The organism is Hydrogenophaga palleronii NBRC 102513, from assembly GCF_001571225.1.
GTDB classification, from domain to species: Bacteria; Pseudomonadota; Gammaproteobacteria; order Burkholderiales; family Burkholderiaceae_C; genus Hydrogenophaga; species Hydrogenophaga palleronii.
On record NZ_BCTJ01000025.1, the window covers coordinates 1 to 22,837 of the forward strand.

Below are 22,837 nucleotides of genomic sequence, written 5' to 3' on the forward strand. Positions count from 1 at the left end.
GCCTTCGGCGCTGGGAGGGGGGACGGCATCTCGGGCCGGCATAGCCGGACCCTGGATGCCTCTGGATCGCTGCACGCGCTCCGGCCAGCGTGGCCTCGGCTCCCTCTCCCGCTTGCGGGAGAGGGTTGGGGTGAGGGACCGGCATGCAAAAGCCAGCCCCTTCTAAACCACCAAGTCTTCTCTCTTAAGTTCTCCGTGATCCTTCTCGACAACATCCACCAGACCTACCGCGGCCCGAAAGGCCCGGTGCATGCCTTGCGTGGCGTGAACCTGCAGATCCGCGCTGGCGAGGTCTTCGGCGTGATCGGGCGCAGCGGTGCGGGCAAGAGCTCGCTGGTGCGCACCATCAACCTGCTCAACCGCCCGAGCCAGGGCACGGTGACGGTGGCCGGGCGCTCGCTCACCACGCTGAACACCGCCGGCCTGCGCGAAGCGCGGCGCGACATCGGCATGGTCTTCCAGCACTTCAACCTGCTGACCTCGCGCACGGTCTACGACAACGTGGCGCTGCCGCTGGAGCTCGCCGGCCTGTCGCGCCAGCAGATCAAAACCCGCGTCAACCCGCTGCTCGAACTGGTGGGGCTGGGCGCACTGGCCGACCGTTACCCGGCGCAGATCAGCGGCGGACAGAAACAGCGCGTGGGCATTGCGCGCGCGCTGGCCAGCCAGCCCAAGGTGCTGCTGTCGGACGAAGCCACCTCGGCGCTCGACCCCGAAACCACGCGCGCCATCCTCGCGTTGCTGCAGCAGATCAACCGCGAGCTCGGTCTCACCATCGTGCTCATCACGCACCAGATGCAGGTCATCAAACAGGTGGCGCACCGCCTGGCGGTGATGGAGGCGGGCCAGATCGTCGAACAGGGCGAGGCCCTGCAGGTCTTCAGCCACCCGCAGAACGAAACCACGCGCAGCCTGCTCGACGACGTGGTGCCGCGTGAACTGCCGGCCAATGTGCTGGAGCGTGTGCGCGCCCTGCTCGGCGTGCCGGGCCAGCCGCCGGCCAGCCTGTTGCGCCTGGTGTTTGCGGGCGTCGAGTCGGACCGGCCGCTGCTGTCCGACCTGGTGCGCCGTTTCGGGCTCGACCTGAACATCGTGCACGGCCAGATCGACGAGGTGCAGGGCCACCCGTTCGGCACGCTGGCCGTGCTGGCGCGCGGCGCACAAGACCAGCTCAACGCCGCCATCGGCCACCTGCGTGGCGCCGGCGTGCAGGTGCAGGAGGTGGCCCATGCTTGAGCAACTGCAAAGCTGGTTCCCGCCCGCGCTCATCGACCTGTTCGTGCTCTCGTTCTGGGAGACGCTGGTGATGGTCGGCATCTCGGGCTTCGTGGGTGCGCTCATCGGCGTGCCGCTGGGTGTGCTGCTGCGCCTCACCGACCACGGCGGTGTGCTGCAGAACGCGGCCTTCAACCGCAGCGTGGGCGGCATCGTCAACGCGGTGCGCTCCACCCCTTTCATCATCCTGCTGGTCGCGATCATTCCGTTCACGCGCTTCATCACCGGCTCGTCCATCGGCACCGCCGCCGCCGTGGTGCCGCTCACCATCGCCGCCGCGCCCTTCATTGCGCGCCTGGTGGAAACCTCGCTGCGCGAGGTGGACAGCGGCCTGATCGAAGCCGCGCAGGCCATGGGCGCCACCACTTCGCAGATCGTCTTCAAGGTGCTGCTGCCCGAGGCCGTGCCCGGCATCGTGGCCGGTTTCACCATCACCCTGGTGAGCCTCACCGGTTATTCGGCCATGGCCGGCGCCATCGGCGGCGGTGGCCTGGGCGACCTCGGCATCCGCTACGGCTACCAGCGTTTCCTGCCCGAGGTGATGGTGGCCGTGGTGCTGCTGCTCATCGTGTTCGTGCAGGCCGTGCAAAGCCTGGGCGACTGGCTGGTGCGCCGCTTGAACAAGAAATGAAACACCCCCCTGCGCCGCTGCGCGGCTTCCCCCCTCACTTGCGCGCCTTCGGCGCTTGGAGGGGGGACGGCATCTTGGGCCGGCGAAGCCGTCCCTTGATGCCTCTGGATCAAGACACGCGCTCCGGCGCGGTAAACACTTTTATCAACCACAAGGAACCCTGAAATGATCAAACGGCAACTGCTCCAATCCACCCTGGCCCTCGCCCTGGCCGCCACCTTCACCACGCCCCTGCTCGCGCAGGACAAGCCGATCAAGATCGGCGTCACCGCCGGCCCGCATGCGCAGATCTTCGAACAGGTGAAGAAGATCGCCGAGAAGGACGGCCTGAAGATCCAGATCGTCGAGTTCAGCGACTACGTGCAGCCCAACGCTGCCCTGGCCGCCGGCGACCTCGACGCCAACAGCTACCAGCACAAGCCGTATCTGGACAACCAGATCAAGGACCGTGGCTACAAGTTCGTCTCGGTCGGCTACACGGTGAACTTCCCCATCGGCATCTACAGCAAGAAGGTCAAGCACCTGAAGGACCTGCCCGAAGGCGCCAAGTTCGGCATTCCGAACGACCCCACCAACGGCGGCCGCGTGCTGCTGGTGCTGCAAGACCAGGGCCTCATCAAGCTCAAGCCCGAAGCCGGCCTGAAGGCCACGCCGCTGGACGTGATCAGCAACCCGAAGAAGATCCGCTTCGTCGAACTCGACGCCGCCCAGCTGCCGCGTTCGCTCGACGACCTGGACGCCTCGGCCATCAACACCAACTACGCACTGTCGGCCGGCCTGACTCCCGCCAAGGACGCGATTGCGCAGGAAAGCGCGAAGAGCCCCTACGTGAACCTGATCGCGGTGCGCGAAGCCGACAAGGACAAGCCCTGGGTCGCCAAGCTGGTGAAGGCCTACCAGTCGGCCGAGACCAAGCAGTTCATCCAGACCGAGTTCAAGGGCGCGGTCCTGGCGGGGTTCTGAGAGAGCCCCCCCGCCGCGCTTCGCGCGACCCCCTCAAGGGGGCGACACCTGCGGCCCGGCAGAGCCGGTTCCGCGGTGTCTCTGAAAACACAAGCAACACCGTCTTCCACACAACATGACCACCCCTCGCCAGATGCACCTCGGTGCTTTCTTCTTCGGCGCCGGCCACCACCTGGCCGCCTGGCGGCACCCGGACGTGGTGCCCTCGGCGGGCGGGCAGATTGCCGCGCTCACCGAATGGACCCAACTGGCCGAGGCGGCCAGGTTCGACGCCATCTTCTTCGCCGACAACGTGGGCCTGCCCGGCCCGCCCGACGAAGCGGTGGCAAAGAACGCGCTCTGGTATCCGCTGGACCCGCTGCTCACGCTGGCCGCGTTGTCGCAGCACACCAGCCACATCGGCCTGGTGGCCACAGTCTCCAGCACCTACCTTCCGCCCTACCACCTGGCGCGCAAGTACGCCTCGCTCGACCAGTTGAGCGGTGGCCGCGCGGGCTGGAACCTGGTCACCTCGGGCAGCGACTTCGAGGCCCGCAGCTTCGGCCTGGACCAGCAGATCCAGCACGCCCAGCGTTATGAGCGTGCGCGGGAATACGTGCAGGTGGTCAAAGGGCTGTGGGACACCTGGGAAGACGACGCCTTCATTGAAGACAAGGCCAACAACCGCTTCTTCGACCCCGCCAAGCTGCACCGCGTGGCACACGAGGGCACGCACTACAAGGTGCACGGCGGCCTGCAGACGCGCCGTTCGCCGCAGGGCCATCCGGTGCTGGTGCAGGCCGGGTCTTCCAGCGACGGGCAGGACCTCGCCGCCGCCAGCGCCGAGGTGGTGTTCACCGCACAGCAGACCGTCGAAGGAGCACGCCAGTTCTACAGCAGCCTCAAGGGCCAGCTGGCGGCCTACGGCCGTTCCACCGATTCACTCAAGATCCTGCCCGGCATCTCGCCCTTCGTCGGCCGCAGCGAAGCCGAGGCGCGCGAGAAATTCGAGCGACTGCAGTCGCTCATCGACCCGGTGCTCGGCGTCGGCCTGCTCTCCACCTTCCTCGGCAACGTGGACTTGTCCAAGTACCCGGTGGACGGGCCGTTCCCGCAAGACCTGCCGGTCACCGAAGGCTGGCAGAGCCGCCAGGAACTGTTCGCCAATCTCGCGCGCCGCGAAGGCCTGACGATCCGCCAGCTCTACGAACGCGTGGCCGGCGCGCGCGGCCACTGGACGGTGGTGGGCACGCCCGAGTCCATCGCCGACCAGCTTGAACACTGGTTCACCACCGGCGCGGCCGACGGCTTCAACGTGCTCGCGCCCACGCTGCCACACGGCCTGAAAGACTTCGCGCAGCTCGTCGTACCCGAGCTGCAGCGCCGCGGCCTGTTCCGCACCGAATACACCGGCCGCACCCTGCGCGAGCACCTCGGCCTGCAGCGCCCCGCGCACCCGGCCACAATGCAAGCCGCGCACGAACCCGTGTTGCTTGATTTTTGAATTACAAGGAGCCTCTCTCATGTCCAACCAATGGAAGTTCGAAACCCGCTCGGTTCACGCTGGCTACAAACCCGACCCCACCACCAAGGCCGTCGCCGTTCCGATCTACCAGACCGCTGCCTACGCCTTCGACAGTGCGCAACACGGCGCCGACCTGTTCGACCTGAAGGTGCCGGGCAACATCTACACCCGCATCATGAACCCGACCAACGATGTGCTGGAGCAGCGCATCGCTTCGCTCGAAGGCGGCATTGCCGCGCTGGCGCTGGCCTCGGGCCAGGCCGCGGTGACCTACGCCATCCAGACCATCACCGAAGCCGGTGACAACATCGTCTCCAGCACCGCGCTGTACGGCGGCACCTACAACCTGCTCGCGCACACGCTGCCGCAGTACGGCATCACCACCCGCTTCGCCGACCACCGCGACCCGGCCAGCTTCGAGCCGCTGATCGACGAGCGCACCAAGGCGATCTTTGTCGAGTCCATCGGCAACCCGCAGGGCAACATCACCGACATCGCGGCCGTCGCCGCCATCGCGCACAAGCATGGCATTCCGCTGATCGTCGACAACACGGTCGCATCGCCCTACCTGCTGCGCCCGATCGAACACGGTGCCGACATCGTGGTGCAGTCGCTCACCAAGTACCTGGGCGGCCATGGCACCAGCATCGGCGGCGCCATCATCGATTCCGGCAAGTTCCCGTGGGCCGAACACAAGGCCCGCTTCAAGCGCCTGAACGAACCCGACCCGAGCTACCACGGCGTGGTCTACACCGAAGCGCTCGGCCCGGCGGCCTACATCGGCCGTGCACGCGTGGTGCCGCTGCGCAACACCGGCGCGGCCATCTCGCCCTTCAACGCCTTCCTGATCCTGCAAGGCATCGAGACGCTCTCGCTGCGCATGGACCGCATCAACGCCAACACGCTGCGCGTGGCGCAACACCTGGCGCAACACGCCAAGGTCGGCTGGGTCAACTACGCCGGCCTGCCCAACCACCCCGACCACGCCCTGGCGCAGAAGTACATGGGCGGCCACGCCTCGGGCCTGATGACCTTCGGCGTGAAGGCCGCGGCCGGTGAAGGCCGTGCCGCCGGTGCGCGCTTCCTCGACGCGCTGCAGCTCTTTACGCGCCTGGTGAACATCGGCGACGCGAAATCGCTGGCCACGCACCCGGCCTCCACCACCCACCGCCAGCTCTCGCCCGAAGAACTGGCCAAGTCGGGCGTGTCGGAAGACGCAGTGCGCCTGTCCATCGGCATCGAACACATCGACGACCTGCTGGCCGACCTCGAGCAAGCCCTGGCCGCCGTCTGACATCGGACCCCTCACGCCCATGAACTTCCAACAGCTCCGGTCGGTGCGCGAAACCGCGCGGCATGGCTTCAACCTCACCGAAGTCGCCGCCATGCTCTACACGTCGCAACCCGGCGTGAGCCGCCAGATCCGCGAGCTGGAGGAAGAACTGGGCGTGACCATCTTCGCCCGCGCGGGCAAGCGCCTCACCGGCCTCACCGGGCCGGGCCAGACGTTGCTGCCCATCGTGGAACGCCTGCTGCAGGAGGCCGACAACCTGCGGCAGGCCGGCAAGGATTTCGTCTCGCGTCTCGAAGGCGGCCTGTCCATCGCGGCCACCCACTCGCAGGCGCGGTACGCCCTGCCACACGCGGTGCGCGACTTCCGTGCGCTGTTCCCGCAAGTCACGCTCAACCTGCACCAGGGCTCACCCAAGCAGGTGGCCGAGATGCTGATCGCGGGCGAGGCCGACATCGGCATCGCCACCGAAGCACTGGCCAGCTACCCGCAACTGGTCACCCTGCCCTGCTACCGCTGGACGCACAGCATCGTGGTGCCACCGGGCCACCCGCTGTTGCGCGTGGAAGGCCCGCTGAGCCTGCAGCAGCTGGCCGAGCATCCCATCATCACCTACGACCAGGGCTACACCGGCCGCTCGCACATCGACAGCGCGTTCGACAAACAGGGCCTGCAACCCAACGTGGTCATCACCGCGATGGACGCCGACGTGATCAAGACCTACGTGGAGCTGGGCATGGGCGTGGGCATCGTCGCCTCGATCGCCATCGACAGCGAGCGCGACCGCCACCTTCACGCACTGGACGCACGGCACCTGTTCGAGATCAACGTCACCCGCCTCGCGGTGCGCCGCGGCACCTGGCTGCGCGGCTACGCCTACAGCTTCATCGAGAACTTCGCCCCCAGCCTCACGCGGCAGGTGGTGGAAGAGGCGTTGAACGACGAGATCGTGACGGTCTGAATTTCCGGTGGCGCCGCGTTCGCGGCAAATCTGACGGCAATTGCATCTGTTGCGTCGGCGTGCAACCCAAAGCGCTCATTTAGAGGCCGCTGTGCATCGCCGATTCGAGCCACCACGGCCCGCTCAAGCAACAGCGTCGCACCATGCGCGTCACGGTACTGAGGTGGGTCATCAGAATGGGGATGGCACCGCGACCCAATCGTGAAAAAAATCGCTCCTCGGGATGAGGGCTGGGTCCCGCATGCAGGCGTTCTGGTCGCTGTGCCGGGCGCCGGGTGAGTACGTGTTGCAGCCTTGAAGGGGATCAGCGCGCCGCAACACTCACGCGCTCCCCGAGGCGGCTTACCTCAACAGTTCACGGCGCGCGAAGCGCACCACGGTCACGCCTTGGCGTGCCTGGCGGGTTGAGGGCATCACGAGCACGCAGTCGTCGTACGGCGTCTTCACTGGTTCGCCGTCGTTGTCACCGATCACCGTGCCGGCCTTGGCAATCACTTCCAGGCCCTGGAATGCCTGGCTGAAGGTGAAGCCCTCGCTGCGTGCCACCACCGCGTCTGTCACGTGCAAGGCCCATTGCGTGGCGGCGTCGGGCATTTGCCAGCCGGGCAGGCTGCGTTGTGCGGTGGCTTCCGTGAGCGTGCCCGCCGTCACCAGAAAACGCGCGCACTGGTCGCGCGCCACGTCGAGGCTGGCAAGGTCACCGTGGTACCCGCACTCCACCAGCAGCGAGCGGGTGTCGGGCTGGTCTGCGTCGGGCTCGTTGAAACGGCCGTAGTCGCGCATGCGCACGCCGTCCCGGTGGCCGGCGTCCACTACCACGTGCGCCGGGGCGCGCAACTGGCGAGCCAGCTCCAGGTTGCGCGGGTGCATGCCCACCAGCAACAGCGGCAGACCGGGTTCGTGCATCGAATGCAGATCGAGCAGCCAGTCGGCGCCTTGCACGAACGGCGCCAGCGCGGCTGCGCGCCGGCGTTCGCGCGTGCCGGCCTGGGCCAGGCGCGCCGGCACCCACTGCCGGTTCATGTCTTCATCGACGAAACGCGAGGCGTCGCCGTTGTTGGCGTCAAAGTGGTCGAAGGCGTCGAGGTTGCAGAACGCCAGGGTGAGAGAACCGCAAGCCGGCCGGACACCGGCCTCCAGCAGTTCCTTCAGAGCCCATGCGCCGCACAGCTCGTTGCCGTGCACCAGCGCGCTCAGCATGACGCGGCGCCCCGGCACATCGGCGTCGAAGTGCCACACGCCTTCAACACCGGTGTTGCCGGCGCGCCATGGGCCGAGATCGGGAGGGGTCAACGAAAACACGATGCCGCTCACTCCTTGATGTTCGCGAACTCGACGATCTTCTGGTACTTCGCGGTCTCGTCCACCAGGAACTTGCCCATGTCGACATTAAGCGGAGCAACGACGGAGCCGGTGTCTTCCAGCTTCTTGCGGAAATCCGGCGTCTGCAGGATCTCGGCAAGCGCCTTGCGCAGGCGGGTGGCGACGGCCTCGGGCAGGTTGGGCGGCGCCATGAGGGCGGACCAGACACCGATGTCCATGTTGGAGAGCGCCGGGTGGTCGGCCAGCGGCGCGATGTCCGGAGCCACAGCCGAGCGTTTCTTCTCGGTGATGCCCAGCGCCACCAACTTGCCGCTGCGGATGTGCGGCAACCCGCTGGACAGCACGAACACGCCGAAATCGACGGTGCCGCTGTACAGGTCTGTCGTCAGCGGACCGACGCCGCGGTAGGGAATGTGTGACATGAAAAGGCCGGCCTGCTGCTTGGCCATTTCGGCGGAAAGATGCAACGCCGTGCCCACGCCCGAACTGCCGTAGGTGTACTTGCCGGGACTGGCCTTGACCGCGCTGACGAATTGGTCCGCCGTCTTGATGCCGCTCTGGGTGGAGGCCACCAGCACCATGGGCGTGGACGCGACCAGCCCGATGGGCGTGAAGTCCTTGTAGCTGTACTTCACCGAGGGCGACACGAGCCGGTTGATCGCGATCTCGTTGTTGGCGCCGAGCAGCAGCGTGTAGCCGTCGGGTGCCGAGCGCGAGACCCGGTGCGCGCCAATGGCACCGCCGGCACCACCCACGTTCTCCACGACCACCGCCACGCCCAGCTTCTTCGCCAACTGGTCGGCCACGGCCCGGCCGGCCAGGTCGGTGCTGCCGCCGGCGGGATAGCCGACCACGACCGTGATCGGACGGTCCGGGTAGGTGCCGGCCTGCGCATGTGCCGCGGGCATCAGGCCGGTGGCCAGCACCAGCGACAGGACCGAAGAAAGGCTTGTGGGGATGAATCGCATGGGGGTCTCCTGTTTTTAGTGCTTGCCATTCTTGGTTCGATGTTTTCCGGTTGATGTGCCAAAACGGCACCGGCCCGTGCTTTTGTCGAATGGGTGTTGTCAACGGGACGTGGACTGCTCCCACAAGGTCTCCGCCAGCGGCGACAGGCGCCGCTTGGAGCGAACCATGCGCACCTCGAAGGCGACTTCCAGCGCCTTGCCCGCCAGCGGCGCGAGCTTGCCTTCCTTGTACGCGCCCACCGCCAATGACCACGGCAGCCAGGCCACACCCAGGCCTTTGAGCACGTACTCCAGCAAGGCATCGGCTGAGTCGCATTGCAGGATGGGTTTCAGGCGCGGTGCCTGCGCATGGTTCGAGAGGTGGTCGGACACCAGTTGCCCCAGCGCCAGGGTGTTGGCGTAGGCCAGGTAGGGCACGGGCTTGCTGGTGGAGAAACGGAAAAGCGTCTTGCCTCCGGCATTGGCGCGCGACACCGGCACCAGCCGGTCGTGCGCCATGGTGTGCTGGAGATACAGGGACGGTTTCAACCGCGTGGTGACCGCGGGGTGGTAGTAGGTCAACATGAAGTCGACCTCGCCGCGCTCGAAGCGTTGCAACGTCTCCGCCATGGAGCCGGTTCGCACCTGCACGCGCGCCGCGGTGGTGTGCGCCCGCATGCGCCACAGCCAATCCGCGGCAATGGTTCTTGCCAGGGTGCGGCCGGTGGCCAGCGTGAGCACGCCCTGCCCCGGCAAGGCGTTGTCCTGGAATTCGCTGCGCGCGGAGGCGAGCGCCTCCACCGCCTGGCGTGCGTGCTGCAGCAAGGTCTCTCCCGCCGCGGTGAGCGTCACCGGGCCCGCCTCCCTCAGCACCAGCTCGACGCCGGCCCATTCTTCAAGGCTCTTGATCCGCCGGCCAAAAGCCGGGTGCGTCACATGGCGCTGTGCGGCAGCCCGCACAAAGCTTCGCGCCTCGGACAAGGCTATGAGGTCTTCCAACCATTTGATCTGCATCGTGCATCCTTCGTTGAGCAGAGACACCTGTGCGGCTGCACGGCAAACGCGCGACAGGGTGGCCTGCGGCGACTTTATCCGGGGCAGAAGGCGCGGCCTTGCCGCTCAGGAATGCGGGCGCGATGTTGTTGGCGAAGCAGTGCAAATTGCACTCGCTCCGAATTCAGGCGCACCCGCTCACGCCATGGCGCGTGATGGCGGCCGGGCGCAACAAACGTCAGTGCCGCCCCAGCGTCGCCGAAGGCGATTCCCCGAAGCGCTGGCGGTACGCCGCGGCGAACATGCCCAGGTTGGCGTAGCCCCAGGCTTCGGCAACGTCCCGGACCTTGGCGCCGGCCAGTGCCACCAGCAGTTCCCCACGCACGCCGTTCAGGCGTGCTTCGCGCATCGCCTGCATGGGCGTGCAGCCGCGGTAGTCGCGGAACGCGGCGTTCAGCGTGCGCACGCTCACGCCGGCGCTGCGGGCGAGCTCACTGAGGGTGGGCGCTTCGCGGGCGTGATCGCGGATGTGTTGCTCTGCCAGCAGCACATGGCGCGGCGCGAGACGGTGCAGCGTGGGCGTCTGCGGGCTGTCGAGCTGCTGGCGCCACAGCGTGAGCAGGTGCACGCCGATCATTTCTTCGAGATGCCGGCCGAGGGGTCCGTGCTCCACGGCGTCCGGCATTTCGGTGATGCAGCGGCACACGTAGGACAGCAGGCTGATCCAGCTCGACTGCGAGCCGCCGAAGCGGAACTTGCGAACCCACATGCGTTCGTCGGCCGGCGCGCCGAACCAGCGCTCGTGCAGCGCGGCCATGGCGTCGTGCTGGAAGGTGAGGTTGAGCTGGAGGTGCTCCGCGTCGGCGTCCAGCCAGTAATGGGTGCGCGAGTTGTCGACCAGGAAGGCTTCGCCCACGCCGGTGTCGCTGTGCTCGCGACCGCTGGACCAGTGACGTATGGCACCGCGCAGCGTGGTCAGCACGATGCCGGTGCCCGCCTCGGCCGAGAAGCCGTTGAGGTGCACCGGCACGCCGTAGCTGAACCGGCTGAGGGTGAAGTGCCCGATGCGGATCGCGTCCAGGATGGAGTTCGGCTGGCGCACGCTCCCGGCAGGGGTGACGTCGAACGGCATGTAGATCTGCCGGCACCAATGCTGGGTCTCCTCCCAGTCGGTCGACGTCATGAGGCGGTGCCGTGTGCTCGGCGCGCCATGGACGTCGGTGACCAGGACGTTGCGGATCGCTTCCATGCCGGTGTCTCCTTGCGCGGCACGCCTCGGGGTGGGCGGCTCAGCGGTGATGGTATACGGCCGTCTCGAATTCCACGAAAGCGGGGTACGACACCGCGTCCTGGAACGGCAGGATCTGCGTTCCCCAGTAACCACCGATGCCGGCCTCGCGGTCGATCCAGTAGAAGCAGTTGGCCAGGCCCGCCCACATGAGCGAGTTGGCAGACCGGCCCGATGGCGCACGCTCGCGGTTGGTCATGAAGGTGTAGGCCCAGCCCTTGTCCGTGCCGGGCATGAACTCACCGGTGTTGCTGAGCGAAGGAATGGAGGTTGCCCAGCCACCGACAGACAGGCCCATGGCGGGCAGCCCGTCACGGCTCATGGCGTTCACCGTTTCGGGCTTGAGCACGCGGCCGTGCGGCCCGGCGCCGTCGTTGAGGATCATGCGGATGAACTTCATGTACTCGCCCACCGTGGCGTACAGGCCGTGCCCGCCCATGTCCATCGGCGGCGGGTCGGGCAAGGCCAGGTCGGGCAAGGGGGTGAGCTTGCCGTCGGCGGCGCGGTCGTGGATGGTCACGCGGCGCTGGCGCATGGACTCGCTCAGGCCGAAGCCGATGTCTTTCATGCCCAGGGGGCCGAAGATGCGCTCGGCCATGACAGCGCCCAGGCGTTTGCCGCGCCGCTCTTCCACGATGAGGCCGAGCCAGTCGATGTTGGCGCCATAACTCCAGGCGGCGCCGGGTTCGTGCACCAGCACGGTCCGGATCGATTCATAGCTGCAGCCGACCACGGTGGGGATGCCCATGGCGGTGCGGTACTTCAAATCGTCGGTGCTGAAGAACTCGTAAGACAGGCCCGAGGTGTGCAGCATCAGGTCGTTGATGGTGATGCGGCGCCGTGGTGCGCGGGTGCGCGGCTGGCCGTCTGCATCGAAGCCGTCGAGCACCTGGATGCGGTCGATGTCGGGCACGTACTTGCCGGCGGGTTCATCGAGCCGGATCAGGCCTTCTTCCACCAGCTGCATCACGCACACGCCGGTGATGGCCTTGGTGGTGGAGAAGATGGCGAACACCGCGTCGGTGTCCATGGGCCGGTCCTGGCCGAGTTCGCGGGTGCCTGCGGCGCCTTCGTAGAAGTTGCCGTTGCGGTCGGTGGCCATGGCCACGACGCCGGGCACGCCGCCGTGGCGTTGCGCGGTCTGGGTCAGGATGGCGTCGAGCGCGGCCTGGGTCTTCGGGTTCGTCATGCAATGTCTCCTGGGTGTTGTGATACGCCAGGAGGCCGGCCGGGTGCCGGTCTCGCTGGCTGGCACCAATCTAGGTTGTCGGCCGAAAAAGGGCTGTCCGGTTCTGGCAAACCGCTGTCTGGATCTGGCAGGAATTGCGCGGCCCCAACGCCTGCCGCGGCAAACGGCTGGCGTCGGGCGTGCATGGCGCTGCATGGCCCTGCCCGCCCGGCGCGGCGGCAGGGCTTGTACAGTGCGGGCTCTTTCTTTCAACCCATTGCCGGAGAACACGAACATGGCCAAGGCCTACTGGATTGCTACCTACCGCTCGATCAGCGACCCCGCCGCCCTCGCCGCCTACGCCACCCTCGCCGGCCCGGCGATCCAGGCCGCGGGCGGCCGCTTCCTGGCGCGAGGCCTGCCCGCCAAGGTGTACGAAGCGGCGGTGCACGAGCGCGCCGTGCTGATCGAATTCGACAGCGTGGCCCACGCCACCGGCGCCCACGACAGCCCGGCCTACCAGGAAGCGCTGAAGGCGCTGGGCCAGGGTGCGGTGCGCGACATCCGCATCATCGAAGCCGCCTGAGACTACACGCCCGCCAGGGCGTAGGACGCGTCCGATAGCCCTGGCACGGGCTTTCTGGACCAATGGGACGTTGCTTCACCACCACCGGAGAAACACCATGCCCCTGTTCCAGATTCCCTCGTCCAGCACCGGCAACAGAACACCCGGCAACACGCCGATCCACCTGCACTACCAGGATGTAGGCCAGGGCAAACCGGTGGTGCTGATCCACGGCTGGCCGCTCAGCGGCCGCTCCTGGGAGGCCCAGGTGCCGGCGCTGGTCGACGCCGGCCACCGCGTGATCGCCTACGACCGCCGCGGCTTCGGCCAGTCGTCCCAACCCTGGGACGGCTACGACTACGACACCTTCGCCAGCGACCTCAACGCCCTGCTCAACGGGCTCGACCTGAAAGACGCCACCCTGGTCGGTTTCTCCATGGGCGGCGGCGAGCTGGCGCGTTACGTCGGCACCTATGGCAGCCAGCGCATCGCCAAACTGGTGTTCGCCGGTGCCGTGCCGCCCTACCTGTACAAGAGCGCCGACAACCCCGAGGGTGGCCTGGACGACGCCACCATCCAGCAGTTTCAGGACGGTGTGAAGAAAGACCGCATGGCCTTCCTGGAAGACTTCACCCACACCTTCTTCAGCGTCGGCAAGTCGCTGAAAGTGAGCGAGCCGCAGCGCCAGTACGCGCGCGACATCGCCGCCATGGCCTCGCCCAAGGGCACGCTGGACTGCATCACCGCCTTCGGCCGGACCGACTTCCGCGAAGACCTGAAGAAGATCACCGTGCCCACGCTGGTGCTGCACGGAGACGCCGACAGCATCGTGCCGCTGGAGGTGAGCGGCGCGCGCACCCACAAGGCCATTCCGGGCAGCCAGCTGAAAGTGATCAAGGGCGCGCCGCACGGCTTCAACCTCAGCCACGCGGACGAGTTCAACCAGGCACTGCTGGAGTTCCTGAAGGGCTGACGCGGCCGTTGCCGGGCCGTGCTTAGTCGGTTTTCGCATATGCCTGCTCGGTATTGATCGTTCCCTGCGCGGGCAGCCCTGCCTAGCATGGCCGGCATGACCCTTGTCGCGTCCCCTCCGGTCCAGCAGGACTTTCTGATCCGCCCCTTGAGCAGCGCCCTTGGCGCCGAGGTGGTCGGCCTCGATCTCACCCGGCCGCTCGCCGACAGCGACTTCGCGCGCCTGCACCGCGCCCACCTGGAGCACCACGTGCTGGTGTTCCGCGATCAGCGCATCACGCCGGCACAGCAGGTGGCCTTCAGCGAACGCTGGGGGCCGCTGCAGCGCCATGTGTTGCACCAGTTTGCCCTGCCCGAACAGCCGGCCGTACTCATCGTCAGCAACATCCTGGAGGACGGTAAGCCGATCGGCCTGGGTGACGCCGGCGTGTTCTGGCACTCCGACCTGTCGTACAAGGAAAAGCCCAGCCTGGGCTCTTTCCTGCACGCGCAGGAATTGCCGGCCGACGGCGGCGACACCTTGTTCGCCAACCAGCACAGCGCCTGGGACGAACTGCCGGCCGACTTGCGTCAGGCGGTGCAGGGCCGGCGCGCCGAACACAGTTACCTCAAGGTCTACGGCGAGTTGCAGCGGCGCAACCCGTGGCGCCCCGACCTCTCGCCGGCGCAGATCGCCGCCGTGCCCACGGTCAGCCAGCCCATCGTGCGCACGCACCCGGAAAACGGCCGCCAGGCGCTGTTCGTCAGCGAGCACTTCACCACCCGCATCGAGGGCCTGCCCGACGATGAGAGCGAAGCCCTGCTGCAGGCCCTGTACGCGCACAGCACGCAGGAGCGTTACGTCTACCGCCACCGCTGGCAGGCCGGCGACATGGTGTTCTGGGACAACCGCTCGGTGCTGCACCTGGCGGCGGGCTGCCCGCCCGAACAACGCCGCCGCCTGTACCGCACCACCATCGAAGGTGATGTGCCGGTCTGACCGGCACCACCGCTGTTTCCGTTTCTCCCTTCCTTCACCAAAGCCCTTCATGAAAAAACGCTCCTTCGTCCAAGGCCTGCTGGCCTCCGCCCTGACGGCTTCGACCCTGCTGGCCGCGCCGCTGGTGGCACACGCCGAAGGGCAGATCCGCATCGCGCAGCAGTTCGGCGTGGTCTACCTGCTGCTCAATGTGGCCGAAGACCAGAAGCTGATCGAAAAACACGGCAAGGCCGCCGGTGTGGACGTGAAGGTGGAGTTCGTGCGCCTCTCGGGCGGCAGTGCCGTCAACGACGCGCTGCTGGCGGGCCAGATCGACATCGCCGGCGCCGGCGTCGGCCCGCTGCTGACCATCTGGGACCGCACCAAGGACAAGCAGAACGTGCGCGGCGTGGCCTCGCTGGGCAACTTCCCCTACTACCTGGTGACCAACAACCCGGCGGTGAAAACCATCGCCGACTTCGGCGACAAGGACCGCATCGCCCTGCCCGCGGTGGGCGTGTCGGTGCAGTCGCGTGTGCTGCAGCTGGCCTCGGCCCAGCTCTGGGGCCAGGACCAGTACAACCGCCTCGACAAGCTGCAGGTGGCGGTGCCGCACCCGGACGCGACCGCGGCCATCATCAAGGGCGGCACCGAGATCACCGGCCACTTCGGCAACCCGCCGTTCCAGAACCAGGCCCTGGCCGGCAACCCCAAGGCGCGCATCGTGCTCAACAGCTACGACGTGCTGGGCGGCCCCTCCTCGGCCACGGTGCTGTACGCGACGGAAAAATTCCGCACCGACAACCCCAAGACCTACCGCGCCTTCACCGCCGCGCTGCAGGAAGCCGCGCAGTACATCACCGCCAACCCCGAGGGTGCGGCCGACATCTACCTGCGCACCGGCCAGGGCGCGATCGACCGCAACCTGCTGCTGTCCATCATCAAGAACCCGGAAGTGCAGTTCAAGCTGACGCCGCAGAACACCTTCAAGCTGGCCAGCTTCATGCACAGCGTGGGCGCGATCAAGAACAAGCCCGCCTCGGCCAAAGACTACTTCTTCGACGACGCCCACAGCCAGGCAGCCAACTGATGAACCTCGCGCACGCCCAGGTGCTGCACCGGCACGCCATCGGCACGCCGATGCAGGACCTGCTGCGCGCCACGCGCGAGCAGGAAGGCGGCGCGGTGGCCGGCACGGCGCAGCCGCCCACCGCGGCCCTGCCCCGACCGCTGCTCGACTTTGACCAGGTGTCGCTGGAGTACGCCACCGACCAGCAGGTGGTGCGCGCCACGCACCGCGTGAGCCTGTCGGTGTTCGAGTCCGAACGTTATGTGCTGCTCGGCCCCTCGGGCTGCGGCAAGAGCACGCTGCTGAAGGCGGCGGCCGGCTTCATCGCGCCGCGCGAGGGCCAGATCCGGCTCGACGGCCAGACCATCCAGGGCCCGGGGCCCGACCGCATCGTGGTGTTCCAGGAATTCGACCAGCTGCCGCCCTGGAAGACGGTGCTGGGCAATGTGATGTTTCCGCTGCTCGCCACGCGCCGCCTGGCGCGCGCTGATGCGCTGGAACGCGCGCACGCGGTGCTGAAACAGGTGGGCCTGGCAGACTTCGCCAACGCCTACCCGCACCAGCTCTCGGGCGGCATGAAGCAGCGTGTGGCGATTGCCCGCGCGCTGGCCATGCAGCCGCGCGTGCTGCTGATGGACGAGCCCTTTGCCTCGCTCGACGCGCTGACGCGCCGGCGCATGCAGGAAGAGCTGCTCGCGTTGTGGGACGAGGTGCGCTTCACCCTGCTGTTCGTCACCCATTCGATTGAAGAGGCGCTGGTGGTGGGCAGCCGCATCGGCGTGCTCACACCGCACCCGGGCCGGCTGCGCGCCGAAATCCAGGCCCACGAATTCGGTCTGGCCAGCAGCGGCGGCCCCGCGTTCCAGGCCGCCACCCAGCGCATCCACGGACTGCTGTTCGACGAGGCGGCCCCATGAGCGCGAGCGACGCCCTGCCCCCGATCCGGCCCGAGGCCGAATACCGCCTGCCCGCGCTGACCGACACGCCAGCCGAACGCCCGCTGCCCTGGGCGCGCCGCGTCTGGCAACAGGCCTGGCTGCGCAAGAGCGTGATCCTGCTAGTGCTCGCGGTGTTGTGGGAAATCATCGCGCGCTGGCAGAACAACGACCTGCTGCTGCCGACCTTCCTGCAGACCGCCAACGCCTTCGTCAACGGCCTGCTCGACGGCGAGCTGCTGCTCCGCGCGCGCGCATCGCTGGTGGTGCTGCTGCAGGGTTACCTGCTCGGCATCCTGGCGGCCTTCGTGCTGACCACGCTGGCGGTGTCGACCCAGATCGGGCGCGACCTGTTGGCCACGCTCACCTCCATGTTCAACCCGCTGCCGGCCATCGCGCTGCTGCCACTGGCCCTGCTGTGGTTCGGTCTCGGCACCGGCAGCCTGGTGTTCGTGCTGGTGCATTCGGTGCTGTGGCCGCTGGCCCTGGCCACCTTCTCTGGCTTCCAGGCGGTGCCCGAAACCCTGCGCATGGCCGGGCGCAACTACGGCCTGCGTGGCGTGCGCTACGTGCTGCTGATCCTGGTGCCCTCGGCCCTGCCGGCCATCCTCTCCGGCCTGAAGATCGGCTGGGCCTTCGCCTGGCGCACCCTGATCGCCGCCGAGCTGGTGTTCGGCGTGTCCTCCGGCAAGGGCGGGCTGGGCTGGTATATCTTCCAGAACCGCAACGAGCTCTACACCGACAAGGTGTTCGCCGGCCTGGTGATGGTCATCCTGATCGGCCTGCTGGTCGAAAACGTGGTGTTCCAGACGGTCGAAAAACTCACCGTGCGGCGCTGGGGCGTGACCCGCTGACCGTCCCACGCCGTACCGCATCCGCATTGCATTGCCCCTGAGGCGTTCCACAGGAATCTTGTGTCGTCCGAAACCGCTCCTTCCACCCCACGCCGCGTCACCATCGTCGGCGGGGGCTTCTCCGGCGTCAGCGCCGCCGTGCAACTGGTGCGCCACAGCCCGGTGCCGCTGGCGATCACGCTGATCGAATCGCGCGACCGCGTTGGCCCCGGCCTGGCCTACGCCACCCACGATCCCGACCACCGCCTCAACGCCCCAACCTGGGCGCACGCCGTGGACCCGGTGGACGGCGAACATTTCACGCACTGGTGCCAGGCACGCGGTGTGTTTGAAGCCGACCCGGAGGCCATGCAGCCCAGCGGCTCGGCCTTCGTGCGCCGCGCCGTGTTCGGCGCCTACCTGGAATACATGGTGCACAGCCACGCCAGCGGGGCCGCCACCGGCTCCACCATCCGCACCCTGCAAGACCGTGCGCTGCACGCCACCCAGGTCGGCGATACCGTGAACACCGTCACCGAACGCGGCCAGACGCTGACCGCCGACCTGCTGCTGCTGGCCACCGGCAACGCCGAGCCGCGCCTGCAGGCGCCGCTGGACCCGGCGCTGGCACAACATCCCGGCGTGATCGAGAACCCGCTGGTGACGGCGCGCCTGCTCGGCATCCCGCGCGACGCGCGCGTGCTCATCATCGGCAGCGGCCTCACTTCGCTCGACGTGGTCTCCACCCTGCAACGCCAGGGCCACACCGGCGGCATCACCGTGGTCTCGCGGCGCGGCCTGCGTCCGCGTGCGCAACCACAAGCCAGCGGCCCGGTCGAGCCTCCGGTGGGCCGCCAGAACCTGGACCGCCTGCTGGCCCCCGCCCCGGCCTTCCTCACCGGCGTGCAGCCCGAGCTGCGCACCTGGGTGCGCACGCTGCGCGCCCAGATCCGCGCCAGCGTGGCGCGCGGCGAGACCTGGAACCTGCCCTTTGACGAACTGCGCGATTCGGTCTGGCAACTCTGGCCCACGCTGCCGGCCGCACAGCAACGCCGCTTCCTGCGCGTGCTGCGCCCCTGGTACGACGTGCACCGCTTCCGCTCGCCACCACAAACGGAAGCCATCAACCGCGAGGCACTGGCCACCGGCCGTGTGGTGCACATCGCCGCGCGTCTGCGCTCACTGGCCGCGCCGTCCCACGCCCACCGCATCGAGGCCTTGCTGCAACCCGCGGGTGGCGGCACGCCGATCACCGACAGTTTCGACGTGGTGGTCAACTGCACCGGCCTCGACGCCACCGCACGCACCGCCGGCAACCCCTTGCTGAAAGCCCTGGTGGACCAGGGCACCCTGCGCGCCGACGCCTGCGGCATCGGTTACGCGGTGGATCCGCACTGCCGGGTGATCAATGCCCAGGGCGAGGCCCTGTCGCGCATCCGCCTGATCGGCCCGCCGACCCTGGGCACTTTCGGCGACCCGGGCGGGGCCATGTTCATCGCGGCGCAGATCCATCGCATGCTGCCGGATGTGTTGCGTTTTCTCGGTGAGCGGGCACCGCTGCCGGGTCTTGCCGACCAGGCCGCTTCGCTGAGCGCCGCCTAGGTTTCGTTCGCGGGTGCGTCGGCCCCGTCAGTGTCAGCGCCAGGCGCCAGATCCTCGATCCATCGGATCAGGCACCGGATGAGCGGGGCCACATTGCCGGCGTGGCAGGTCAGCACGATGTCCTGCTGGTACGACACCCGGCCCGGGCACACCGAACGCAGCGCACTCAATGCCCGCGTCTCCTGCACCACGTGGTCGGGCAGGTAACCCGCGAACCGCCCGGTGGAGACGAGCAAGGCCACACCCTCGATGCTGTCGGCGCGGATGCGGGCGTTGGCGGCGAACAGCGTTGCCAGGCCGGGCAGCGGTATCGAGTCGAAGTATGGGTCGGTGACCAGGGCGAGCTGGCGAAAACCGTCCTCATCCAGCTCACGCTCCGGATCGGCGTGACAGGGATGCCCGGGCGCCACGTACAGGCTGCTGCGCTCTGAATAGAGCCGGTACTGGGCCAGCCCCGCGGCGGGTGGCCGCGCGGCGAGAATGCCGCCGTCCAGGCTGCCGGCCAGCACCTCGCGTTCGATGTCAACCGGCCGCATCGTGCGCAGGTTCAGGCGCACACCGGGCTCGGCATCGATCAGCCGTGCCAGCAGACGGGGCACATGCCCAGCCCCCGCGCAGCCCTGGGCGGTGACGAGTGCGTCCACCACGCCAAGCCGCAGCAAGGGCCTGCTCGCGGCGCCCAGTGCCGTCAGGTTGTCGGCAAAGTCGGACGTGGTGCCAAACCATTCGCGGGTCAGCACATGCAGCTGTTCGCCCGCCGGGGTGAGGCTGAAACCGCTGCGCCCGCGCCGCGCCAGTGGCACACCGAGCCAGGCCTCCAGTTCGCGGAACTGCCGGCTCACGGTGGAGAGGTCGATCTGCAGCTCCACCGCCGCGGCGGACAGGCCGCCGGCCTCGACGGCGGCGAGGAACGCGCGCAAGAGCCGCAACTCCGCTTCGCCAATGCCTTGCGTGAGCAAGCGCTGCGCGGGCCCGCCGAAGCTGGCACGCCGTGCAAGTGAACTCGACATCTTGCGCAATCCGACCCCCTTGAACTTCCCCTAGTCTGGCGGCGTGACAGCCGCGGCCCATTCTGCACCGGCCGGCCACGCCGCCGCCCACGGCCTCGACTGCCTGGGTACACCTCATCACAACCCAAGGACTCCCCATGCTGCCTTCCTTACTCGCCGCTGTCCGCCACAGCACCACCCATGAACGGCTCGGCGCCATCGCCCTGCTGGGGCTGAGCGCGATGGTCGTGCTCGCCAGTTGTGGCGGCGGCGGCCATGGCGCGCCGGCGGCCGACGTGGTGCTGCGCAACGGCTACGTCTACACCGTCGACGGCCAGGACCGCGTGGCCCAGGCCGTGGCCGTGCGCGACGGCCACATCGTTTACGTCGGCAGCAACGAGGGCGCTGCAGTACACCTGGGCCACAAGACCCGCATCGTCGACCTGGAGGGCCGCATGGTCATGCCCGGCATGATCGACGGCCATGTGCACCCTCTCTCCGGCGCGGCCTCCACGCTCAAGTGCAGCCTGGAGTTCCAGCCGCTGACGATTGCCCAGATGCAGGCGCGGCTGCAAGCCTGCCTGAGCGCCAGCACCAACGCATCCGCCGACACCTGGCTCGAAGTCGTCAACTGGGACCGCCAGGCCATGAACACCGCCGACCGCGACCCCACCCGCCTTGATCTGGACGCGCTGAACACGCCGCGGCCGATCATGGTTTCGTCAATCGACCACCACAGCTTGCTGGTCAACACGCGGGCGCTGCAGATCGCTCAGATCACGGCCACCACACCGGACCCGGCCGGGGGCCGCATCGGCCACGATGCGAACGGTGAACCGAACGGCCTGCTGGAAGACGGTGCTTCACTGCTGGTGGAATCCAGATTGCCGCCCCTGACGGACGAGGAACGCCTGAAGCACGCGCGCATCGCACTGGACCTGTTCCGGCGCAACGGCGTCACCGGTTTCATGGCGGCGCTGAGCGACGAAAACGAAGTCAAGGCGTTCTCCACCTTGTCCAGATCCGGCGAGCTGACCGCACGCGCCGAGTTCGCAATGTTGATCGACCCGGGCGCCGCCGCCGCAGACCCGGCCGGCGCGGTGGCCGGCGTCAAGGCGGTCGCGCAGCGCTACGGCCAGCCGGCGAACTCGGCCACGCCGGTGGTGGAAGTGCGGCACGTGAAGTTCCCGGCGGACGGTGTGCTGCAGGCACCGGCGCAGACGGCGCGCCTGCTCGAACCCTACAACGTCAACACCGGCACGCCGCAGGCGCCCGTCTGGACGCCTGGCACGCAGTACGGCGAGGTGTACTACAGCCAGCCCGTGCTCAATGCCGTCACGCTGGAGGCGGCGAAGGCCGGCTTCGACACCCACCTGCACGCGATTGGCGACGCCACGGTGCGCATGGGTTTGAACGCGGCAGAGAACGCACGCGCTCAAGGTGCGCCGGCCGACTGGCGGCCGAGCATCGCCCACGTTGAACTGGTTGACCCGCAGGACTACGGCCGCTTCAAGGCCGCCAACGTGGTGGCCAACATGCAGTTCCAGTGGGCGCAGCGCGCACCCTACTCGGTGGACGCCGTGCAGCAACAGCTCGGCCCGACCCGCTTCGAACGCATGGAGCCGGAAGGCAGCCTGATGGGGGCCGGCGCACGCATCGCCTACGGCAGTGACTGGCCTGTGGACCCGATGGGCTACTTCTACAACCTGCGCGTCGGCGTCACCCGCAGCAGCGACCCGAACCACCCCGCCAGCTTCGGGCCGGCCTACGCCGGGCGGCTCAATTCAGACCCCCTGCTGTCCCGTGCCGATGTCCTGCGTGCCATTACCGCCAACTCGGCCTACCAGCTGCGCCTGGACGCCAAGGCCGGCTCCATCGAACAGGGCAAGTGGGCCGACCTCATCGTGCTCGACCGCAACTTCATGACGGCGCCCGAAACGGAAATGGCCTTCACCGGTGTGCTGTTGACCATGGTGGGCGGCAAGGTGGTCTGGGCCACCGCACCGTTTGCCACCGCCTTCCCCGAGGCACCGGCCAGTGCGCCCGCGCGTTGAACCCCGCGATTGCCCGCACTGCCGCACCCCGGGCGGCAGGCGTGCCGGGCCGCCCTCAGCGCGCAGCGCTGCTGGCGGTTTTCGGCGCGGCAATGGCCTTCTTCAGCAACTCGTACTCCGCACACGGCCTGGCGGTGCACAGCAGCTCCAGATAACGCAGGTTCTTGCGCGCCTTGTCCACCTGGCCCAGGGCCAGGAACAGCTCACCCTGGTACTCCAGCGCGGGGCGGTGCTCGGGGTCGTACAACAAGGCCTGCTCGTACCAGCGCCCGGCTTCGTCGTAGCGCTTGAGCTGGCGCAGGCTGTAGCCCAGCAGGTTGTAGACCTCGGCGTGCTCCACCGTGCGCGACAGCTCGGTGAGCCGCTGCACCGCCTTCTCGTACTGCCCCGCGTACACCTGGGCGCGCACCGCCGACAGGTCGGGCAGATCGGACGACGGCGGCGCACTCGCCGCACCCAGCACCATATGAGCGGAGCACAGGGCCAGCGCCAGCGCGGCGCGGTGCCAGAGCACGC

At 68.0% G+C, this 22,837-nt stretch carries 21 protein-coding genes; 14 read left to right on the top strand and 7 right to left on the bottom strand.

Going from position 1 to position 22,837, the window contains the following annotated elements; genetic code table 11:
• The first annotated feature begins 195 nt into the window (after positions 1-195).
• The 6 genes from HPA01S_RS16140 (at position 196) to HPA01S_RS16165 (ending at position 6,625) form a co-directional block, all read left to right on the top strand.
• On the top strand, positions 196-1,236 hold the full coding sequence (locus HPA01S_RS16140) for a methionine ABC transporter ATP-binding protein (protein WP_066271796.1): 1,041 nt from the start codon (positions 196-198) through the stop codon (positions 1,234-1,236).
• The gene (locus HPA01S_RS16145; RefSeq protein WP_066271797.1) at positions 1,229-1,906 is read left to right on the top strand and encodes a methionine ABC transporter permease; all 678 of its coding nucleotides are present in this window, start codon (positions 1,229-1,231) and stop codon (positions 1,904-1,906) included. Before HPA01S_RS16140 ends, HPA01S_RS16145 begins: the two co-directional genes overlap by 8 nt.
• Before the next feature lie 165 nt (positions 1,907-2,071).
• Positions 2,072-2,869: a MetQ/NlpA family ABC transporter substrate-binding protein gene (locus HPA01S_RS16150; RefSeq protein ID WP_066271798.1), complete on the top strand. Its 798-nt coding sequence runs from the start codon at positions 2,072-2,074 to the stop codon at positions 2,867-2,869.
• A 115-nt stretch (positions 2,870-2,984) separates the two neighbouring features.
• The gene (locus tag HPA01S_RS16155; protein WP_066271799.1) at positions 2,985-4,352 is read left to right on the top strand and encodes an LLM class flavin-dependent oxidoreductase; all 1,368 of its coding nucleotides are present in this window, start codon (positions 2,985-2,987) and stop codon (positions 4,350-4,352) included.
• Positions 4,353-4,371: 19 nt separating this feature from the next.
• Positions 4,372-5,667, top strand: a complete 1,296-nt coding sequence (locus tag HPA01S_RS16160; RefSeq protein ID WP_066271800.1) for an O-acetylhomoserine aminocarboxypropyltransferase/cysteine synthase family protein — start codon at positions 4,372-4,374, stop codon at positions 5,665-5,667.
• 19 nt (positions 5,668-5,686) lie between these two features.
• The gene (locus HPA01S_RS16165; RefSeq protein WP_066271801.1) at positions 5,687-6,625 is read left to right on the top strand and encodes a CysB family HTH-type transcriptional regulator; all 939 of its coding nucleotides are present in this window, start codon (positions 5,687-5,689) and stop codon (positions 6,623-6,625) included.
• 342 nt (positions 6,626-6,967) lie between these two features.
• Here HPA01S_RS16165 and HPA01S_RS16170 read toward each other — a convergent pair whose 3' ends face one another.
• The 5 genes from HPA01S_RS16170 to HPA01S_RS16190 form a co-directional block, all read right to left on the bottom strand.
• A complete protein-coding gene (locus tag HPA01S_RS16170) occupies positions 6,968-7,927 on the bottom strand; it encodes a M14 family metallopeptidase (RefSeq protein WP_245638674.1) in 960 nt (319 codons plus the stop codon).
• Positions 7,928-7,935: 8 nt separating this feature from the next.
• A complete protein-coding gene (locus HPA01S_RS16175; protein ID WP_066271803.1) occupies positions 7,936-8,916 on the bottom strand; it encodes a Bug family tripartite tricarboxylate transporter substrate binding protein in 981 nt (326 codons plus the stop codon).
• A gap of 99 nt (positions 8,917-9,015) precedes the next feature.
• On the bottom strand, positions 9,016-9,909 hold the full coding sequence (locus HPA01S_RS16180) for a LysR family transcriptional regulator (RefSeq protein WP_066271804.1): 894 nt from the start codon (positions 9,907-9,909) through the stop codon (positions 9,016-9,018).
• 217 nt (positions 9,910-10,126) lie between these two features.
• Positions 10,127-11,137 (bottom strand): AraC family transcriptional regulator, encoded by a 1,011-nt coding sequence (locus tag HPA01S_RS16185; protein ID WP_066271805.1) that lies wholly within the window; start codon positions 11,135-11,137, stop codon positions 10,127-10,129.
• Between the two features lie 40 nt (positions 11,138-11,177).
• On the bottom strand, positions 11,178-12,365 hold the full coding sequence (locus HPA01S_RS16190; protein WP_066271806.1) for a serine hydrolase domain-containing protein: 1,188 nt from the start codon (positions 12,363-12,365) through the stop codon (positions 11,178-11,180).
• Positions 12,366-12,639: 274 nt separating this feature from the next.
• On the opposite strand from HPA01S_RS16190, the gene HPA01S_RS16195 reads away from it, so the two are divergent.
• The 7 genes from HPA01S_RS16195 (at position 12,640) to HPA01S_RS16225 (ending at position 19,278) form a co-directional block, all read left to right on the top strand.
• Complete coding sequence (locus HPA01S_RS16195) at positions 12,640-12,930, top strand: DUF1330 domain-containing protein (protein ID WP_066271807.1); 291 nt, start codon at positions 12,640-12,642, stop codon at positions 12,928-12,930.
• Positions 12,931-13,027: 97 nt separating this feature from the next.
• Complete coding sequence (locus HPA01S_RS16200; RefSeq protein ID WP_066271808.1) at positions 13,028-13,882, top strand: alpha/beta fold hydrolase; 855 nt, start codon at positions 13,028-13,030, stop codon at positions 13,880-13,882.
• A gap of 96 nt (positions 13,883-13,978) precedes the next feature.
• Positions 13,979-14,860, top strand: coding sequence for a TauD/TfdA dioxygenase family protein (locus HPA01S_RS16205; RefSeq protein WP_084360751.1), 882 nt, complete (start codon positions 13,979-13,981; stop codon positions 14,858-14,860).
• A 49-nt stretch (positions 14,861-14,909) separates the two neighbouring features.
• Positions 14,910-15,929, top strand: a complete 1,020-nt coding sequence (locus tag HPA01S_RS16210) for an ABC transporter substrate-binding protein (protein WP_066271810.1) — start codon at positions 14,910-14,912, stop codon at positions 15,927-15,929.
• Positions 15,929-16,825: an ABC transporter ATP-binding protein gene (locus HPA01S_RS16215; RefSeq protein ID WP_245638675.1), complete on the top strand. Its 897-nt coding sequence runs from the start codon at positions 15,929-15,931 to the stop codon at positions 16,823-16,825. The genes HPA01S_RS16210 and HPA01S_RS16215 overlap by 1 nt, the downstream gene beginning before the upstream one ends.
• Positions 16,822-17,697 (top strand): ABC transporter permease, encoded by an 876-nt coding sequence (locus HPA01S_RS16220; RefSeq protein ID WP_066271811.1) that lies wholly within the window; start codon positions 16,822-16,824, stop codon positions 17,695-17,697. The genes HPA01S_RS16215 and HPA01S_RS16220 overlap by 4 nt, the downstream gene beginning before the upstream one ends.
• A gap of 60 nt (positions 17,698-17,757) precedes the next feature.
• Positions 17,758-19,278 carry an FAD/NAD(P)-binding protein gene (locus tag HPA01S_RS16225; RefSeq protein WP_066271812.1) on the top strand — a complete coding sequence of 507 codons (1,521 nt, stop codon included), beginning with the start codon at positions 17,758-17,760 and terminating at the stop codon, positions 19,276-19,278.
• Here HPA01S_RS16225 and HPA01S_RS16230 read toward each other — a convergent pair.
• The gene (locus HPA01S_RS16230; protein ID WP_157085067.1) at positions 19,275-20,288 is read right to left on the bottom strand and encodes a LysR family transcriptional regulator; all 1,014 of its coding nucleotides are present in this window, start codon (positions 20,286-20,288) and stop codon (positions 19,275-19,277) included. The two genes, HPA01S_RS16225 and HPA01S_RS16230, sit on opposite strands and share 4 nt — an antisense overlap.
• A gap of 137 nt (positions 20,289-20,425) precedes the next feature.
• On the opposite strand from HPA01S_RS16230, the gene HPA01S_RS16235 reads away from it, so the two are divergent.
• Positions 20,426-22,321, top strand: coding sequence for an amidohydrolase (locus tag HPA01S_RS16235; protein ID WP_218005354.1), 1,896 nt, complete (start codon positions 20,426-20,428; stop codon positions 22,319-22,321).
• 55 nt (positions 22,322-22,376) lie between these two features.
• Here the strand turns inward: HPA01S_RS16235 and HPA01S_RS16240 are convergent, their stop codons facing one another.
• A complete protein-coding gene (locus HPA01S_RS16240) occupies positions 22,377-22,835 on the bottom strand; it encodes a tetratricopeptide repeat protein (RefSeq protein WP_218005355.1) in 459 nt (152 codons plus the stop codon).
• Between the last annotated feature and the right edge of the window lie 2 nt (positions 22,836-22,837).

What these genes read in the sequence shown, in the direction of transcription:
- HPA01S_RS16145 (WP_066271797.1), top strand. Translation starts at nt 1,229, where the DNA reads ATGCTTGAGCAACTGCAAAGCTGGTTCCCGCCCGCGCTCATCGACCTG.
- HPA01S_RS16150 (WP_066271798.1), top strand. Translation starts at nt 2,072, where the DNA reads ATGATCAAACGGCAACTGCTCCAATCCACCCTGGCCCTCGCCCTGGCC.
- HPA01S_RS16155 (WP_066271799.1), top strand. Translation starts at nt 2,985, where the DNA reads ATGACCACCCCTCGCCAGATGCACCTCGGTGCTTTCTTCTTCGGCGCC.
- HPA01S_RS16160 (WP_066271800.1), top strand. Translation starts at nt 4,372, where the DNA reads ATGTCCAACCAATGGAAGTTCGAAACCCGCTCGGTTCACGCTGGCTAC.
- HPA01S_RS16165 (WP_066271801.1), top strand. Translation starts at nt 5,687, where the DNA reads ATGAACTTCCAACAGCTCCGGTCGGTGCGCGAAACCGCGCGGCATGGC.
- HPA01S_RS16175 (WP_066271803.1), bottom strand. Translation starts at nt 8,916, where the DNA reads ATGCGATTCATCCCCACAAGCCTTTCTTCGGTCCTGTCGCTGGTGCTG.
- HPA01S_RS16180 (WP_066271804.1), bottom strand. Translation starts at nt 9,909, where the DNA reads ATGCAGATCAAATGGTTGGAAGACCTCATAGCCTTGTCCGAGGCGCGA.
- HPA01S_RS16185 (WP_066271805.1), bottom strand. Translation starts at nt 11,137, where the DNA reads ATGGAAGCGATCCGCAACGTCCTGGTCACCGACGTCCATGGCGCGCCG.
- HPA01S_RS16190 (WP_066271806.1), bottom strand. Translation starts at nt 12,365, where the DNA reads ATGACGAACCCGAAGACCCAGGCCGCGCTCGACGCCATCCTGACCCAG.
- HPA01S_RS16195 (WP_066271807.1), top strand. Translation starts at nt 12,640, where the DNA reads ATGGCCAAGGCCTACTGGATTGCTACCTACCGCTCGATCAGCGACCCC.
- HPA01S_RS16200 (WP_066271808.1), top strand. Translation starts at nt 13,028, where the DNA reads ATGCCCCTGTTCCAGATTCCCTCGTCCAGCACCGGCAACAGAACACCC.
- HPA01S_RS16205 (WP_084360751.1), top strand. Translation starts at nt 13,979, where the DNA reads ATGACCCTTGTCGCGTCCCCTCCGGTCCAGCAGGACTTTCTGATCCGC.
- HPA01S_RS16210 (WP_066271810.1), top strand. Translation starts at nt 14,910, where the DNA reads ATGAAAAAACGCTCCTTCGTCCAAGGCCTGCTGGCCTCCGCCCTGACG.
- HPA01S_RS16215 (WP_245638675.1), top strand. Translation starts at nt 15,929, where the DNA reads ATGAACCTCGCGCACGCCCAGGTGCTGCACCGGCACGCCATCGGCACG.
- HPA01S_RS16220 (WP_066271811.1), top strand. Translation starts at nt 16,822, where the DNA reads ATGAGCGCGAGCGACGCCCTGCCCCCGATCCGGCCCGAGGCCGAATAC.
- HPA01S_RS16230 (WP_157085067.1), bottom strand. Translation starts at nt 20,288, where the DNA reads ATGTCGAGTTCACTTGCACGGCGTGCCAGCTTCGGCGGGCCCGCGCAG.
- HPA01S_RS16235 (WP_218005354.1), top strand. Translation starts at nt 20,426, where the DNA reads ATGCTGCCTTCCTTACTCGCCGCTGTCCGCCACAGCACCACCCATGAA.